Origin of the sequence: Lactococcus petauri (genome assembly GCF_002154895.1) — a bacterium.
In the GTDB taxonomy this organism is placed as follows: Bacteria; Bacillota; Bacilli; order Lactobacillales; family Streptococcaceae; genus Lactococcus; species Lactococcus petauri.
Map to the genome: position 1 here is coordinate 62696 of NZ_MUIZ01000004.1, position 17112 is coordinate 79807.

Annotated in this window: 16 protein-coding genes; 15 read left to right on the forward strand and 1 reads right to left on the reverse strand. The window is 37.9% G+C overall.

What is annotated here, in order from left to right; translation table 11 throughout:
* The first annotated feature begins 25 nt into the window (after positions 1-25).
* From tkt to BZZ03_RS07060, 6 genes are all read left to right on the forward strand, one after another.
* Positions 26-2026: a transketolase gene (tkt, locus tag BZZ03_RS07035; protein WP_019293195.1), complete on the forward strand. Its 2001-nt coding sequence runs from the start codon at positions 26-28 to the stop codon at positions 2024-2026.
* 335 nt (positions 2027-2361) lie between these two features.
* Positions 2362-2577: a hypothetical protein gene (locus BZZ03_RS07040; RefSeq protein WP_019293194.1), complete on the forward strand. Its 216-nt coding sequence runs from the start codon at positions 2362-2364 to the stop codon at positions 2575-2577.
* Between the two features lie 230 nt (positions 2578-2807).
* On the forward strand, positions 2808-4145 hold the full coding sequence (gene nox / locus BZZ03_RS07045) for a H2O-forming NADH oxidase (RefSeq protein ID WP_086582866.1): 1338 nt from the start codon (positions 2808-2810) through the stop codon (positions 4143-4145).
* Between the two features lie 156 nt (positions 4146-4301).
* Positions 4302-5753, forward strand: coding sequence for a helix-turn-helix domain-containing protein (locus BZZ03_RS07050; protein ID WP_086582867.1), 1452 nt, complete (start codon positions 4302-4304; stop codon positions 5751-5753).
* A 223-nt stretch (positions 5754-5976) separates the two neighbouring features.
* Positions 5977-6651 (forward strand): WxL domain-containing protein, encoded by a 675-nt coding sequence (locus BZZ03_RS07055; RefSeq protein ID WP_086582868.1) that lies wholly within the window; start codon positions 5977-5979, stop codon positions 6649-6651.
* 21 nt (positions 6652-6672) lie between these two features.
* On the forward strand, positions 6673-7098 hold the full coding sequence (locus BZZ03_RS07060; protein ID WP_086582869.1) for a hypothetical protein: 426 nt from the start codon (positions 6673-6675) through the stop codon (positions 7096-7098).
* Between the two features lie 49 nt (positions 7099-7147).
* Here the strand turns inward: BZZ03_RS07060 and BZZ03_RS07065 are convergent, their stop codons facing one another.
* Complete coding sequence (locus BZZ03_RS07065; RefSeq protein WP_086582870.1) at positions 7148-7912, reverse strand: class A sortase; 765 nt, start codon at positions 7910-7912, stop codon at positions 7148-7150.
* A 302-nt stretch (positions 7913-8214) separates the two neighbouring features.
* Here BZZ03_RS07065 and BZZ03_RS07070 point away from each other — a divergent pair, with 302 nt between their 5' ends.
* The 9 genes from BZZ03_RS07070 to BZZ03_RS07110 all read left to right on the forward strand — a co-directional run bounded on the left by BZZ03_RS07070 (position 8215) and on the right by BZZ03_RS07110 (position 17102).
* Positions 8215-8550 carry a hypothetical protein gene (locus tag BZZ03_RS07070; protein WP_019293368.1) on the forward strand — a complete coding sequence of 112 codons (336 nt, stop codon included), beginning with the start codon at positions 8215-8217 and terminating at the stop codon, positions 8548-8550.
* A gap of 25 nt (positions 8551-8575) precedes the next feature.
* Positions 8576-9397 carry a WxL domain-containing protein gene (locus BZZ03_RS07075; RefSeq protein ID WP_086582871.1) on the forward strand — a complete coding sequence of 274 codons (822 nt, stop codon included), beginning with the start codon at positions 8576-8578 and terminating at the stop codon, positions 9395-9397.
* Between the two features lie 26 nt (positions 9398-9423).
* A complete protein-coding gene (locus BZZ03_RS07080) occupies positions 9424-10209 on the forward strand; it encodes a WxL domain-containing protein (RefSeq protein WP_086582872.1) in 786 nt (261 codons plus the stop codon).
* Positions 10210-10244: 35 nt separating this feature from the next.
* Entirely contained in the window at positions 10245-10958 is a 714-nt protein-coding gene (locus BZZ03_RS07085) for a WxL domain-containing protein (protein WP_019293365.1), read from the forward strand.
* 189 nt (positions 10959-11147) lie between these two features.
* Positions 11148-12278: a DUF916 and DUF3324 domain-containing protein gene (locus BZZ03_RS07090; RefSeq protein ID WP_019335461.1), complete on the forward strand. Its 1131-nt coding sequence runs from the start codon at positions 11148-11150 to the stop codon at positions 12276-12278.
* 63 nt (positions 12279-12341) lie between these two features.
* Positions 12342-13151 (forward strand): WxL protein peptidoglycan domain-containing protein, encoded by an 810-nt coding sequence (locus BZZ03_RS07095; RefSeq protein ID WP_233128967.1) that lies wholly within the window; start codon positions 12342-12344, stop codon positions 13149-13151.
* 216 nt (positions 13152-13367) lie between these two features.
* Complete coding sequence (locus tag BZZ03_RS07100; protein WP_086582873.1) at positions 13368-13937, forward strand: hypothetical protein; 570 nt, start codon at positions 13368-13370, stop codon at positions 13935-13937.
* A gap of 12 nt (positions 13938-13949) precedes the next feature.
* On the forward strand, positions 13950-15977 hold the full coding sequence (locus BZZ03_RS07105) for an RTX toxin (protein ID WP_086582874.1): 2028 nt from the start codon (positions 13950-13952) through the stop codon (positions 15975-15977).
* A 33-nt stretch (positions 15978-16010) separates the two neighbouring features.
* Positions 16011-17102 carry a WxL domain-containing protein gene (locus BZZ03_RS07110; protein ID WP_086582875.1) on the forward strand — a complete coding sequence of 364 codons (1092 nt, stop codon included), beginning with the start codon at positions 16011-16013 and terminating at the stop codon, positions 17100-17102.
* Positions 17103-17112 lie beyond the last annotated feature (10 nt).

Consider the following 17112-nt stretch of genomic DNA (forward strand, 5'->3'; position numbering starts at 1 on the left):
ATCAAAAGATTAAATGGAGAAAAATATGTTTGACAACACCGATCAGTTAGCTGTAAATTCAATCCGTACTTTGTCAATGGATGCTATCCAAAAAGCAAATTCTGGACATCCAGGATTGCCAATGGGTGCGGCACCAATGGCTTATGTTCTTTGGAGCAAGTTTTTGAATGTGAACCCACAAACAGGGCGTAAATGGTCTAACCGCGACCGCTTTGTCCTCTCTGCAGGACACGGTTCGGCAATGCTTTACAGTCTTTTACACTTGGCAGGCTATAAAGTATCAATGGATGACTTGAAAAACTTCCGCCAATGGGGCTCAAAAACTCCAGGACATCCTGAAGTAGACTGGACAGATGGTGTAGAAGCGACTACAGGTCCTTTAGGACAAGGAATCGCCAATGCTGTCGGTATGGCAATGGCCGAAGCTCATTTAGCTGCTACTTACAATAAACCAGATTTTGATATTGTAGATCACTATACTTATGCCTTAAATGGTGACGGTGACCTTATGGAAGGTGTTTCTCAAGAAGCAGCTTCACTCGCTGGTAAATTAAAACTCGGAAAACTTGTGCTGTTCTATGATTCAAATAATATCTCTCTTGATGGTGATTTGGATAAATCATTTATTGATGATATTAAAATGCGTTTTGAAAGCTACGGTTGGCAACATATCTTGGTTAAAGACGGCAACGATTTGACTGAAATTGCAGCAGCTGTAGAGCAAGCAAAAGCTGAAACTGAAAAACCAACAATTATTGAAGTTAAGACTGTTATTGGATTCGGTGCTGAAAAACAAGGCACTTCAGCAGTACACGGTGCTCCTCTTGGTGCAGAAGGCATAGAATTTGCGAAGAAAGCTTACGGCTGGGACTATCCAGAATTCACTGTTCCTGAAGAAGTGACTGAGCGTTTCCGTCAAACATTGAATACACGTGGCGAAGCCATGGAACAAGTATGGAATGATACTTTCAAGGCTTATGCTGAAAAATATCCAGAACTTGCTGAACAATATGTAAAAGCATTTGAAAATGAAACTCCTGAACTTGATTTAAGCAAGCATGAACTTGGTTCAAGCAAAGCTTCACGTGTAACTTCACAAGAAGCTATCCAAGAACTCTCAGCACAAATGCCAAACCTTTGGGGTGGTTCAGCTGACTTATCAGCATCAAACAATACAATGGCTAAAAATGATACAGACTTTATGCCGGATAACTATGCTGGTCGTAACATTTGGTTTGGTGTCCGTGAATTTGCGATGGGTGCAATTATGAACGGTATTGCCCTTCACGGCGGTACACGCGTTTATGGTGGTACATTCTTCGTCTTCAGTAATTACATGCTTCCAGCAGTACGTATGGCTGCACTTCAAGAATTGCCTGTTACCTATGTTTGGACTCATGATTCAATCGCAGTTGGTGAAGATGGTCCAACACACGAGCCTGTTGAACAATTGGCTTCAGTACGTTCTATGCCAAACTTAGATACTATCCGCCCTGCAGATGGTAATGAAGTGGTTGCTGCATGGCGTCGTGCAGCTTCAAGCAAAAAACGTCCAACAGCGCTTGTTTTGACACGTCAAAACTTGCCAGTTCTTGAAGGAACAGCACAATTGGCTGAAGAAGGCCTCAATCGTGGTGCCTACATTCTCTCTAAAGAAGAAGGTGAGCTTGAAGGAATTATCATCGCGACAGGTTCAGAAGTAGCACTTGCGCTTGAAGCTAAAAAAGAGTTAGGAAAAGGCGTACGTGTCGTTTCTATGCCTTCAATGAATATCTTTGACGAACAATCTGCAGAGTATAAAGAAGAAATTCTTCCGAAAAATGTCTGCTGCCGTTTGGCTGTCGAAGCAGGAACAAGCTTCGGTTGGGCGAAATATATTGGTTTAGCAGGAGCTACAGTCACAGTAGATAAATGGGGCGCTTCAGCACCTGCCAATATCGTTTTACCAGAATATGGTTTTACAGTAGAAAATGTTGTTAAAACATATAAAGAAATGAAAGACAACTGCCCTAAAGATTGCTGCTAATCGAAAATCATGCGGTAAAAAAGCTTTTGTTGCACTGAGACTTGCAGATTATGCTATAATAAGTTCATGCGATGAGTCGATCTTCTACTTTAGTAGATTATTGAAGCACAGGAGTTCTGGAACATTTGGTTGTTCGTGCAGGAAGCATGAGAACTTGTTAGCGCGTGTGAACCGCTCTGACACAATGAAAGTTGCCTGAAAGATCTCTCTTTTGAGAGGTCTTTTTTTTGTGAAATAAAGCGTGGAAAGACCAGTTGTTTCCTTTGGAATTAATGATATAATAGAGGGGTGTAAATCTATCTATTATATTTTAGGAGAGACTATTGAGCGTAATGATGTACAGCCTTTTTGATGTAGAGGGTAATGCAGAAGCGATAATATCTTATACAGAAAATGCGATGAAAAAAGAAGGAAAAACTTCAGAAGAAATAGAATTGTATAAATCTGAAGTTGAAAACAGTGATTATCCCGGACTTGTCAGTGTATCTGTGAGTATGTTGGATGAGTTGAATGGGATGCACACCCGCCAAGAAGTGAAACATATAGAGTAAGTAAAAAGTAGAGTATTTCAAAAATACTCGCTTTTTTGATAGAAAAATAATAATGTCCTGAAAGAATGTAAAATGTAGGAAAAATAAGGTTTCTAAGCTACTGAATTTGTGAAGTTTGTGAATTCACAAACTTCACAAGCGCTTACAAAAGAAATGCGAAAGAAGTGTGCTAAACTTATATTGTAAAAATATTTACAAGCTTTTACAATAAAAAAAGGAGATTTTCCAACATGAAAATCGTTATTATAGGCACAAATCACGCAGGTATTGCTGCGGCAAATACATTATTAGACAACTATCCTGGTCATGAAATTACCATGATAGACCGTAATAGTAATATGAGTTACTTGGGCTGTGGTACAGCTTTATGGGTGGGTCGTCAAATTGATCAACCGAATGAACTTTTCTATGCACGACCAGATGATTTTGAAGCAAAAGGTGCGAAGGTGTTGACTGAAACTGAAGTATCGTCTATTGATTTCGAGCATAAAAAAGTGTATGCTACAACAAAATCCGGAGAAGAGCGTGAGGAAGATTATGACAAACTTATTCTTGCGATGGGTTCAAGACCAATCATTCCCAAAATTACAGGTAATGAATTAGAAGGTATTCATTTTCTCAAACTCTTTCAAGAAGGACAAGCAGTAGATGAGGAATTTGCTAAGGAAGAAGTGAAACGTATTGCAGTTATTGGGGCGGGGTACATTGGTACAGAAATAGCTGAAGCAGCAAAACGCCGTGGAAAAGAAGTTTTATTGTTTGATGCGGAAAGCACAGCTTTAGCTTCATATTATGACGAGGACTTTGCGAAAGGAATGGACGAAAACCTTTCAAATCATGGGATAGAGCTTCATTTTGGTGAAACTGCTGAAGCTTTTAAAGGTACAAATGGTCGGGTTTCTCAAATTGTGACCAATAAAGAGACTTACGATGTGGATATGGTAATTAACTGTATCGGTTTTACAGCAAACAGCGCTCTTGTGGGAGACAAACTCGACACACTTCGAAATGGAGCAGTGAAGGTAGATAAACATCAACAGACAAGTAATCCCGATGTCTATGCAGTTGGAGATGTAGCTACGATTTATTCAAATGCTCTACAAGATTTTACATATATTGCTCTTGCTTCTAATGCGGTACGCTCAGGGATTGTCGCTGGACACAACATTGGCGGAACAGCCCTAGAATCAGCTGGTGTTCAAGGGTCAAATGGTATCTCAATCTTCGGCTATAATATGACTTCTACAGGTTTCTCTGTTAAGGCCGCTCAAAAATTTGGTTTAGATGTTGCTTATACTGATTTTGAAGATAAGCAAAAAGCTTGGTTCCTTCATGAAAATAATGATAGCGTGAAAATTCGTATTGTTTATGAAAAATCAAGCAGACGTATCGTAGGTGCGCAAATGGCGAGCTATGGGGAAATTATCGCGGGAAATATCAATATGTTCAGCTTGGCTATCCAAGATCAAAAAACAATTGATGAACTTGCGCTTCTCGATTTGTTCTTCTTACCCCACTTTAACAGTCCTTATAACTATATGACTGTTGCTGCTTTGAAGGCAGAATAACATCAAAATGTAACGTTGACATCTAAGGATATAAGACACAAAAATCACTAAAATACACTTTAGTGATTTTTTGTTAAATTAAGTTACATTTGTGCAATATTGTCTAATGTTATATAATAGAAAAAAATTGACGAGGTAAATGGAGGAAACGGTATTGTGTTAAAATATTTAGACGAAGATGATTTTAAAAAACTTCAAATTTTATATTATTTAGAAAATCATCATCTCTCAACGGTACTTTTTGATGACTTAATTGAAGAATTGCACCTTAATAATTATCAAGTTAAGAAGCTCTTATCTGAGATACAAGCAGAAATTAAATCTTGGAAATTAGAGAATTATTACCTCATTGATCTCCAGACGCAGAAAAGTTTTGTCCGTTACGAAAGAAGAACTCAAGGAAACATTATGCTGCTCTTAAATCATTACGTTAAGAGATCTCAGATGCAAGCCTTGATTCGGGCAATCTTTACTGAAGATGTGAACAAAATTGCTGAACTCGAAGATGTCGTCTTTTTATCAAAGTCAGCCACCTATAAACTGGTCAAAAAATTTACGGATTTAACCAAGGAATATGATGTAACTATTGATAAAAACATGCGCTTTGCTGGTGAAGAATGGAAGATTAGAGAGTTTCTCTATAATTTCTATCATACCTTGTATGGCGATCTTTATAAGAGTTTTTCGGAAGATGTAGCGACGGACCTTGAACAAATGATAAAAGCTTTAGAGGAGATAGAGGGGCTTTTTATCCGGGGTCTAAGTTTAACAGATAGAACAAAATTGTTGTATCGTCTCTTTGTTATCTATACGAGAAATTATTTAGGAAATAAGGCTTCAGCGCAAGATTTCATGAAGATTGACAGTCGGTTTATTGAGCCCATAGCCCAGATTTTACGGCATTATCTCGATGGTTCTAATGAAGACGTCTTGGAAGAGACCTATGAGCTTCTTTATTTTCTTTCAAGTGAGAGCATTACGGCACATTGTGATTTTCAAATTCCAACGAATGTAAGAGAGTTAACACTAGCTTTTACAGAGAGTTTCAATGCTAAATTTAAAGAACACCAAAACGAACTAAACCAAGCAGAAGTACAAGTAGAGTTAAACAACATCCATCTTCGCTTATTGGTTTCTCTAAGAGCAAACTTTGATGTATCCAGTTTGAATGATTTTAACTTCATGGGCGAAAATTATGAAGATATTGAGCTCTTTTGTAATAACTTTGCAGACAAAATGTTATTGGATACGCGATATGCGACTTTATTTCAAGAAAAACACCAAGCCCTTGTTCGTGAATATATGTTTTTAATTTTGTGTCATACCACTGCTTATCGTACGAGACGTCCAGTAAAGATTTGTGTGGACTTTTCATATGGTATCTCTTATAACAGATATATTCTTGAAAATATCAAGTCACTAGGATTTTTAAATATTGAAGCCAGTGAAGGAAAAAATAAAGAAGATATTGACATCTATCTTTCTAATCTTCCTTCGCGAGAAGTTGAAGCAGAACAAATTATTTGGGCATCACCACCCACATCTTATGACTGGGAATTTTTTGGCAATACAGTAGTTAAAGTAAAAAAAGACAACTTTAATGCCTAGTTGTTTTTTTTTTATTTTTTTTCAAAATAAAATAAAAAATGACTTCTTTACGCTTAAATGTTAAAATTACCATAACTAAGCAAATGAGAAGAGTAAAAAGATGAAGTAAAGGATAAGAAGTATGGTAGGATTATTATTCGTGTTTCTATATTTTAAACGGCTTCACATTGAAGCACTTCAACACTAAGCAATAGATAAACTTCAAGGAAAGGAGGGAGAAGTAATGAAAACCTTTATTGTTATGCTGTGGCTCTTGTCTTCTGTGCAGTTGACAGAGCTAGGAGAGGCAGAAGAAACTAAAGTTAACTATGGAAATGATGCAGCCATCCAGTATTCGACGGGTGAATTTTCAATTGACTTTGTCAGCAGTCTGGATTTTGGGACGAATGAAATTTCTAACCAAAATCAAGTTTATTTTGCACAAGCTCAACGTTATTATAAATCGACACTTGTTACGCCTAACTTTATTCAAATAACAGATAATCGTGGCACATTAAAAGGCTGGACACTTAAAGTTTACGAAAAGGAACAATTTAAAGCAGAAGAGTATTCTCAATATCAAGAGTTAAAAGGCGCTTCTCTCTCTTTTCACAAACCTATTTTAGTGACGAATAACAATGCCCAACAGCCTCAAGCTTATGAGGTAGGAAACTTGGTGCCGGGAGTTGAAACGCTAGTGGCTCAAGCCAAAGTTGGGGAAGGTGCGGGCACTTGGATAATTCGTTGGGGAAATAAGGAAGATCTCTTTTCAAGAAAGTTTTCTACGGGTGCTAAAGATATCCAAAAATATTTCGCTTCATCCGTTAGTCTTTATGTTCCAGGCGATACACCAAAAGAGGCTACAACTTATCGCACAAACTTAACATGGATATTAAGTGAACTACCAGATAACCAATAAAATTAAAAAGGAGTAACCCTGATGAAAAAAGCAAATAAACGAGCATCTAAGATTACTTATTTGTTTGTTTGCGGGTTTGTATTGTTATCTTTTAGTTTAGCAGGGCCAAAGGCTCAGACTGTTTCTGAAGCAGCTGAAATCATGAATCCGCTCTCACCTGACGATAAGGTTATACCTCAAGAACCAGAACCCATTACAGTACCGCCGGCTTCAGAAGAGGAAAAAGCTCAAACATCACCTAAAAAGTCTGAAGCACAAGGTGACAGAAAAGAAGAAAGACAGAAAAAGCAAGAAAAAAAGAAGAAAATCTTTTTTGCACCAGACACAACAGTTGCACTTGAACAATCACAAAAGATTAGAATCTTAGATGGAGATATATCTACATCAACGACTACGGGAAAGGTTCTGTCCATTATGTCAGGGCGTTTGCTCTTTGGAAGTAAGTAATAATAATAAATAAAAAAATCACATCAGGTGATTTTTTATTTATTATTTGTCATAGTCTCCAGATATAAATAAGAAAGACTAGAGCAAGTATTAGAACAACCAAAAGTGGTAGGATAAATTTCAACCAGTAAGATTTTGTTTGTTTTTTTTGGATAGCGTTTTGCTTCTCGTGGAAGGCAGCTTGGACTTTTTTTACGGGTGACTCAGTTACTTTTTTAGCAGTAACGAGTACACGATAAGGTGTTTCGGTGGCGCTGTTACAAGTGATTAAGTAGAGATAATTCGGGCCTTTATCTTGCAGTTCTGAAAGATCACTTTCTCTAATGATACGGTTGGACTCAACTTTATAAGCATAATAATTATCGAAGTAGCGAACGTATACATCGGCACCGTTTTCTAGCTCTTGAATGCCTCCGAAAAGAAGACTAGAGTCGTACTGTACATGATGACCAATAATCGTCAAGCTATGGGATTCAGGGTTACGATCTGGAAAGAGGCTTACAGTTCCCTGAGCCATATTTTCTTGTGTCAGTCCTACAAAGATGGGTTGACTCACGGCTACGCTTGGTGCAACAATTTGTCCCAGAGCACTTTTGTTTTGATTCACTGAGGCTTTAAGTACATCTTTTAAGCGAGGAGCCTGAATTGGCTCAGGAACAGCTACATCTTTTGGCAAATCTGTTCTTATGGTTTCTATTTTCATAAGTTGAGAATGGGTAGCTATACTAAAATATTTCGAGAAAGGAATAGAAAGTATGCCCAGCATTAGAATTAAGAGCAGAGTAATCAATATTTTTAAACGTTTTTTCTTCATTTTTGTTCCTTTCATATTTTTTTAATCATAGCAAAATGAAAATCTTTTGTAAATATCCTCTTTTATTTTGAATTTGAATGCAGTATTTTTTCAAAGATATAGAAGTTGTAATCCTTTGATTTATAAGGGATTAGAGCATTATTTTTTATTTTTTTTTGTTGAAAAAATATAAAAGAAAAAAGACAGTAAAATAAGATTGACTTAAGAACAAGCCATGTGATTAAATAAGAGTGTGGTTTGAAGTGAGTGACGTCTAACTTCATGACCTCAAATTAAACAAAGCTAAAAGAGTTGGAGGTGAAATGTTAAAGAAAATTTTATGTGTTATTATTCTCCTGACGGTTACAGGTTCTCTGGGGGCTCAAGCTCAAGCAGAAGATGTGACATACAGCAATCGTGACAGTATCGGCTTTGTCGGGGAATATGATTTTAAGGATCAACAGAAAGATAACCAAGATAAAAATAACGGTTTAACTTCATCTGAAAATAGACAAATTGGAAATACAATTCCCAATGCTGGGGATTCAAACTCTTTGCCCTATCTCGTGTTCTCTGCTCTAGGAGGACTGCTCATCATACTTAGTACAAGAAGTATAATCAAAAATAATTACCAACATAACTTAGAAAAAAAGATCTAGAAAGATTTTAGTAGGCGTACAAATTATGAACAAAATTATATTGAAATCAACTGCCACATTAGCTACTTTGATGGCTATTGCTCCAATCGCTGCCACATCAGTATTTGCGGCAGATGCAAACTATTCTACTCCAGGAGATGTAGAATTTGTCACAGGCGATACAGGTACAAAACCTGTGGACCCCGAAAATCCAGGAGCAACAGTAGATCCAGAAAACCCAGATCCAAATATTCCAGTATTGCCACCTGTAGAAGTAACAAAAGGTTTGAGCTTGGACTTTGCATCAAGTCTTTCATTTGGACAACAAAAAATTAGTTCAACAGATGAAATTTACTATGCCCATGGACAGAAGGTTCTTGACGGAAGCGGTACGGTCAGTGGTATTGTTCCAAACTACGCTCAAGTAACTGATGTACGGGGAACTTTTGCAGGATGGACACTCTCTGTAGCGACAGATGGACAATTCAGAGAAAAAGGTACAGATATGACTGCAACACCTGAAGCGAGCGCTCCTCTTGGAACATACTTGACTGGTGCACAACTTAAGTTCAGTAAAGGTGTGTCAAACGGAACAGTTACTGGGGCAAAGCCTTCAAATGTTAATGCTTCAACATTCGCTTTAAGTACTTCAGATCAAGTAATCATGTCAGCTAAGGCTAATGAAGGTATGGGAACTTGGACCTATGCATTAGGAGCTACAGCGGATTATGATGCATCTGCAACAGCAAAAGATGCCGTTGCTACTCAATCACCAATCACACTAACTGTTCCGGGAAGTACAGCTAAAAAAGCTTCAGGCTATACAACAAACCTTATCTGGAAACTTTCGGATACACCAGGAAACTAAAAACTGGTTGATGAAAGGCAGGTAGAATGAAAAAAGAACTCGTATATAGTACAAGCTTGATTCTGGCTGCAATAGTCTGCGCTATTTCTTCAGAAAGTATTACAGCTGAATCTGTAAATTACTCATCGTTTGGTCAAGTTGGTTTTGTTGCTGGAAACGAGATAACGCCTCCTGTCAGTCCAGGACCAGAAGAACCAGGAAAGCCCGTTTCTCCTGTATGGCCTGGAGGAGTTACGCCTCCACCCGGAACACCGGGGCCTCTATCCATAGATTATGCTTCATCGTTTGATTTTGGAATTAATAATATTTCCACTCAAGATAAAATCTACTATGCAAAGTCGCAAAAGTATGCAGATTCCACATTGGAAACACCAAATTATATCCAAATTACCGATAATCGCGGAACGACAGCGGGATGGACTTTAAAAGTTCGAGAAGTAGCCCAATTTCACCAAGAAAATACAGCTGCAAAACATCCAGTTTTAGAAGGCGCAATGCTTTCTTTAGTGAATCCCAAAACAGTTTCCTTGAACGAGGATACACCGCCAACTGCACAAAAAGTGCTTGATCTTGTTCCTGAAAAAGAAACAGTAGTGGCAACAGCCGTAAAAGGTGCTGGTGCCGGTACATGGATTATACGATGGGGCAGTGAACTTGTAGCGCAAGATACACTGAACCAAGCGGAACAACGTGTAAAAGAGAACTTTAGTAAGGATGTTCAGCTTTTTGTTCCGGGAAAAACGGTTAAGGATGCGGCTTCTTACACCACACAACTGAATTGGATTCTTTCTGAACTTCCTCAGAATGGATGAAATCATACAAAAATAAAGAATAAGGAAAAATAAAAATGAAAACTAAAAAGATTATTTCTCTCGCAGCACTTGCTCTAATTGCTTCATCTACTGGAGCATCAACAGTCTTTGCGGCTGACGGCGGAGTATATAGCTCTGACAGTACAATTACTTATACTCCGGCAAGTGGCCCAACTGATCCAGTTGATCCAGGTAACCCAGGAATTACAGTTGATCCTGAAGGCCCAAAAAACCCTGGTACCGATGGTCCTCTCTCAATTGATTATGCGTCGAATTTTAATTTTGGTACGCAAGAAATCACTTCTGCTGATAAAACATATTTTGCAGCAGCAACAACACTCACGGATAAAACAACACGTCCAAACTGGGTCCAAGTTACAGATAATCGTGGAACACTTGCTGGTTGGTCCCTTTCTCTTCAAGCCTCAGAATTCACAAACGGAAAAACAGGTACAGGTTCTGTATTGAGTGGTGCTACTTTGAAACTTGAAAATGGTCATATTGTTTCAGCTTCCGATGCAGCAGCAGACCAATCGGTAGCTTCTGTAACCTTAACACCTGGAACTTCATCAGGAACAATCCTTGGCGCTACTGCCGGTAAAGGGGCAGGGACAAACTTACTTGTGTGGGGAGATGATACAACTAAGGCTTCTTCTGTTTCATTAGCAGTCCCAGGTAAAACAACAAAATTAGCTGATACTTATAAATCAACCCTAACGTGGACATTGACAGATACTCCAGCAAATTAAGTTCTTTAACTTTATGAGCAGCTTTTATGTGAAAGCACAAAAGGAAGATACATATCAAGTAAAGGCGAAACTCACAGCATTGTAAATTTTTCAAAGAATTATATTTCCCTCTCGCAAGAGAGGGAAATAAGGCATTATTTATAAAATTATTATTTATCTTCAAAATATCATAATCGAGGTTATACAAAAATGAAAAACTTAAAAAAATGGGTCGCTCTTACAGTTGCACTAACAGGAATGGTTGCCTTTGGGAAACCAGCTTTTGCCAATCAGTTTAACTTTAGCGTGAAAGCAATTCTTCCGGAAAATCAGGCAAGTAAGGCATCATATTTCGATATTCTTATGGCACCAGGGCAAGAACAGACACTTTCTGTAGAATTGAGCAATTCAACGGACAAAACAGTTACTGTTGAGCAAGGTTTAGCAAGTGCAACTACCAATCTAAACGGGGTCGTAGAATATTCGCCAAATAAAATCAAGCCCGATGCTTCATTAAAATATAATATGAAGGACTATGTCAAACTTGATCAAGAAATTGTCCTAGCTCCCAAAACGACTAAAACTGTAAAAATCAATGCGAAGATGCCCAATTCAGCTTTTAAAGGCTATATGGCTGGCGGATTGACTTATAAGGAAAAGTCAAGTGAGGACAAAACAACAGACACTAAGGGAATTAGTATTCAAAATGAATATGCTTATGTAGTTGCACTTTTAATGAGTCAATCTCAAGATAAAGTAAAACCAGATTTGAAACTGACAAAGGTTTCTCCTGATCAAGTCAACTATCGTAATGTCATCAATGCTAACTTGCAAAACCCAACAATGGGCTATCTCAATCAAATGCAGTTATCCGCAACAGTTAAGGGACTGGATAATCCGAAGATTGAGTATAAATCAAGCAAAGAAATGATGCAGATGGCGCCAAATTCTAACTTTGACTATCCTATTTCTCTAAATGGTGAGAAATTACAAGCAGGAAAATATCAAATCAAAATGCTAGTACATGGTCAAAAAGACGAGAACGGCAAATATCTTGTTAAAGACGATAAAGGAAATGAAACAAGATATAGATATGAATGGACTTTCACAAAAGATTTCGAAATCGCAGCGGACAAAGCGCGTGAGCTTAATAAAAAAGATGTGACCATAAAAGAAGATAATTCTTGGATGAAATGGTTAATCCTTGCCTTGATTCTCTTACTTTTGATCTTTATCCTCTTCTTTATCCTTTGGAAACGTCGTAAGAAAGAAGAAGATGAAAAAGCAGCTCGTATTGCTGAGCTTGAGCAAAAATTAAATGAAAAAGAAAATAATAACTAAAAAATCTTGGCAGTTTTTGATGCTTGATAGTCTAGTTGGGATGTAAGAAGAGAGGTGAAATAAATGCAAAAAAAAATCATCACACATTCACTTTTGTTTTTTGTAATATTTCTATGCGTGATAACAAGTGGAAAAAATGTCCTTGCTCAAGATATTGGTGGTGCAGATTTTTCTGCCCGCCCGATACTTGAAAAACATCAGACAAATGATAAGACAGGCTACTGGTGGCTTGATGTCCAACCTGGCGAAGAAATTAATTTAGAAATTCAGATAAATAATGGCAAGCAGAAAAATACTTTTGACATTACTTCAAATCAAGCTGTTACCAATCCTAACTTCGTGATAGACTATAGTTTAAAAAAAGAGGAAGCTCATAAGTATCTCTCTAATACGAAACTGTTCGATTTTTATAATAATGTATTCATTGGTGATAGTAAGAAACCTGGCAGTAAAACCATTGTTTTACAAGCGGGAGAATCTAAGAAAATACCAATCAAAATTAAGATCCCTGATTCTTGGAAGAACAATATTTCGATAGGAGGAATCAATGTTACCCGCCGGGCCACAGAGGAAGAGAAAGGGCAAAGTTTAGTGAATATTTATAGCTCAGCTTTTGCGTTGATTCTTCAATCGGGCAGGCAAGACGATTCCTTTTCAGTTTCCTTATCTGCAGCTGATTTGAAAACGGATGAACAATCTATTCGGCTTCAAAATTACAAAGATACTCTGCAAGAAAAAACAAAACTTCAGGCAACGATAAAAGATCAAAAAGGCATATTATACTCAAGTTTAGATTATAGCTCAGGAACAATTGTTCCCTATGCCAAAATTGACTTACCGCTAAATGTAAAAAAAAGAATTAAAAAAAGGTAATGAGTATGAACTGAGTATCAAGGCGACCAAAGAAGATAAAACTTTAAAGGAGACCTACCTTCTCAAAGTTGACGATAAAGGAAAGGTCCAGGTTACATCAGAGCTTACACCGCAAAAAAATAAAAGCTTTCCATTAATAATGCTTAGTCTAGCTGCTTTAGTAATAGGAGGAGCAGGAATAATAATTTATGTAACAAAGAAAAGAAAGGTAAAAAAATGAAAGGGAAAATGAGAATCCTCATCCTAATGTCCTTGATGGCTAGTGCTATTTGTCAACAACACAGTACTAAGGCAGATACAGAGATAGATAAGGATAATGGCACTGCAAATACCTATATTACTGTTACTGCACCCACAACTGATAATCTCTACCTTACACAAGCTCCAGACTTTAACTTTGCAAATACGGAAGCTTCTACAAAAGGTTCTATAACGACAGGAGGTACAGTTCCTTATAGTATAGTTAATATCACGGGGAATGCAAACGGATATAATTTGCAACAGAAAATTAGTGATTTCACAGGAACTATTGATGGTCAAGCAACAACGTTACCACTAAAATTCTTCAAAATAACTGTTGCTGACAATGCTTCAGGTACGATAAAAGGGAGTAATGCGGTCAACATTTTGGGACAAGCAGGACGTGTTTTGACGGGGCAAACAAATGCTCAAGGAAACCAAAGCAGTGGAGCTGCAACTGCTGAAATTCAGTTGGATCCAACTCAAACCATAAAACCCGGTGCTTACCAAGCTACACTTACTAATACACTCGTACAAGGTTTATAAGGAAATAATTTTATGAAAATAAATAAAAAATATATCACTCCACTCTTGATAGCGGGTACGCTTTTGACCTTAACAGTAGTAGGAGAAAAGGCAGACGCGGCAGTATTGACGGGCAATGTGGATACTTCTGGTGCAGTTACAGGGACGGCAGGTGCAACATATTACAGTACGAATAGCTGGAAGGATATGCTGGATACCTATCAGTCTGTCAATCCAACGGCTGCTTCCAATAATACGATTTATTTTGATGTTGTTGGGGATGTAGCAGGTGATACAAGCATTGGCGGTACCGGTTATTCAAGTACAACCAATACAAATAATGGAGTTTCAATTGTTGAAGGTAAAAGTCTATCTATTAATGGTAATGGTCATATGCTCTATTTAGACACTGATACAAATTATACAACAGCGGGCTCAGGATCAGGTGCTGGTGGAGGAACTATTCGCGGCCCATTTCGTGTCCCTAATGCTGGTGTAAGTAGTTCTACAACCTTAGCAGTTAAAAATGCCAGTATAACCAACAATATTACCGGTGGTATATTTCAATCAGTCGGTACAGGAGGATCCGCTCCAACCTTTGTTTATGAAGATGTGACAGTTACAAATGGAGCACCACGCGCAGCAGCTCAACCAATCCGAAATGACAATGGAAAAATACTGTTCTATGGAACCAATACTTTTAATATTCAACAAGATAATAATATGACTTCAGTAGGACTAACGGGAGCTGATAACCAAGGTGAATGGATTCAAGGTGGAAAATGGGTTGAAGTTGTCACGGGAACGACAACCCTAAACCAAAACTGGGGATTTGATCAACCTTATTATACATATTATAATAACTCACATACCATGAAAGTGGATGATAGTGCCCAACTTGTTTGGAATTTAAACGATACTTATTGTATGTATTATGATGACGGGAACAGTGGTCCAATGGTGTGGGACATTGGTAATAATGCTGCTTTCGATATAAAAGGGACAGCTGCTACTGCTGCAAGGTATAGTGGTGGGTGGTTCTACGCTGTTGCTAATAATTCTTGGACGGTAAATATCGGCAATAACGGGAGATTGGCCGTAACAACGGGTGGTGGCCGCATTAATGTTAATGGTTTTACAGGGACCGGTGTTGTCAAATGGAATGTTGGTCAAAATGCAACTTTACTTTTGAACAATTTAAAAACTTCTGGTAGTCTAGTTTATGGAAATCCTGGAACTGGCAGTGGTATAACGTTAGATGATCCTAAAGTAGTGACCCTAAATACCCTAGGAGGATCAGTTTTTGATCCGACTGTGAATTCGAGTAACAATTTTCCTATAACGATAGCAGGAAATGGATTAAGGACTCATACATCAACTACAGCAGCTGTATTTGATGCAAGTCTCCCAGATCTGGTTACACCTAACCAAAATAACCTAAGTACGGGTGATATCTGGTACAGACAAAACACAGGAACAATTACTGGCTTAGGTGCTAATGCCAGTTCTAATTTGGTACCTAATAATTATTCTAGTGCCGATTTAACAGGGATGAAAACTGCCAAATATATATCTTGGTATCAGCCAATAGGCTTCTGGATGGATGCAGCTAAATCATCCATGGCAAGAAGTTTTAATATCTCTTTAAATCCAAATGATAGCAATGGTACACCAGCTGATAGCTCTTGGTCAAATTTAATCAATGGAAATGAGACACAAACATTGGTAGTAGGGGATGATCGAGGACAAGCGCCAAACTTTAATCTTTCGGTAACAATGATGCAAAATAATTTTGCAGATAATATCGACTATTATTGGAGTAATCCTGCCAACCCAGCTGATAACAAAACTTTAGGTACGGGCTTGGCTGTGTCTATCGCCTCAGTAACTTCAGATACAAGTTTACCTTCTTTTATTTCAATGGCGAATGCAGGGCAAAATTACACATTGACTGCTCCACAAACTTCGGGAATAAAAATTAAAGCTAAAAATACACTACTGACACAAACAGGAACACCATCTGGTATCTTTAAATATACCATCGCAGATGGACCAGCATAGGAGGAGAGGAGAAAAATGAAACGATTTTTTATAATGGGCGCAGTTCTGTCTGTTGCTCTTCCAAGTATGTTTGCAGTTAATAGGGTATCAGCAGCAGTGCCAGTTATTGCACCTAAGGCAACAATAACGATTACTCAAAAGCTTACAGCAGGAAATATTATTCTCTCAGAAAGTATGGCAAAAACGCTCACTGAAAGCCAACTTCAATCTTTGATGGAAGTAAAGGGGCAAGACTTAACAGGCCTAAAGCTTGACGGAAATACTTTAGCGACTGCCAATGGCGGGCTAAATGGTAAAGATTATATTGACATTCCAGTTACGTGGTCAACGACAAATGAAACAGCACAAGCGCATCTTGTCGTTGTTTCTGATGATGCAATCATCTCCTCTGATCGTCAGAAAGCGATCAATGCATACCCGGTAACTTTAGGTCAGGATATCGCTAATACGATTGGAGCTAACAGTGATCAGACAACACTTGATTATTATACGCAAGCAAAAGCTTATCATTCTGACGGAACAGTTAGTTCAGCAGCTTTAGAGGATTCTGCTGCATATTTTACGGCCTTGAAGAATGCTCAATCTAATGACAATATCGATGTGACTTACAATTTTTCGAGCTCAGATAAAAGCATTTCCAAAACTGTTGCCATATCTATCTTTACAGGGAGTCTAAATTTTACTAGTGCACCATCTACAATGGATTTTGGACAGCTAAAAGTTAAAAATAATAATGTGGTTGATTTTCCTGCCTATGATCAGGATCTTGTAGTTACCGATACAAGACAAAGCAGCAAGAATACAGGATGGACAATGTTTGTAAAAGAAAGTCAGCCCTTAGTCGAAGTTGATGCTACGGGTACACCAATTACTGGTGGTCATTCACTAGCTGGGACTTTATTCTTTAGTGCTGATGGCAGCAACCATACCGTACTTTCATCAAGTAATGCTCAAGTACAAAGTCAGCCAAGTGGCACGAATGGTGGAACCTTTAATCTCAGCCAAAATTGGGGAAGTACAACGAAAAAAGGGCTCTATCTTGATGTACCTGTGACCCAACAATATGCAGCAAAATATCAAGGAGAACTGACATGGACATTGTCTGATGTTCCAGGTAATAAATAGAAGGAAAAAG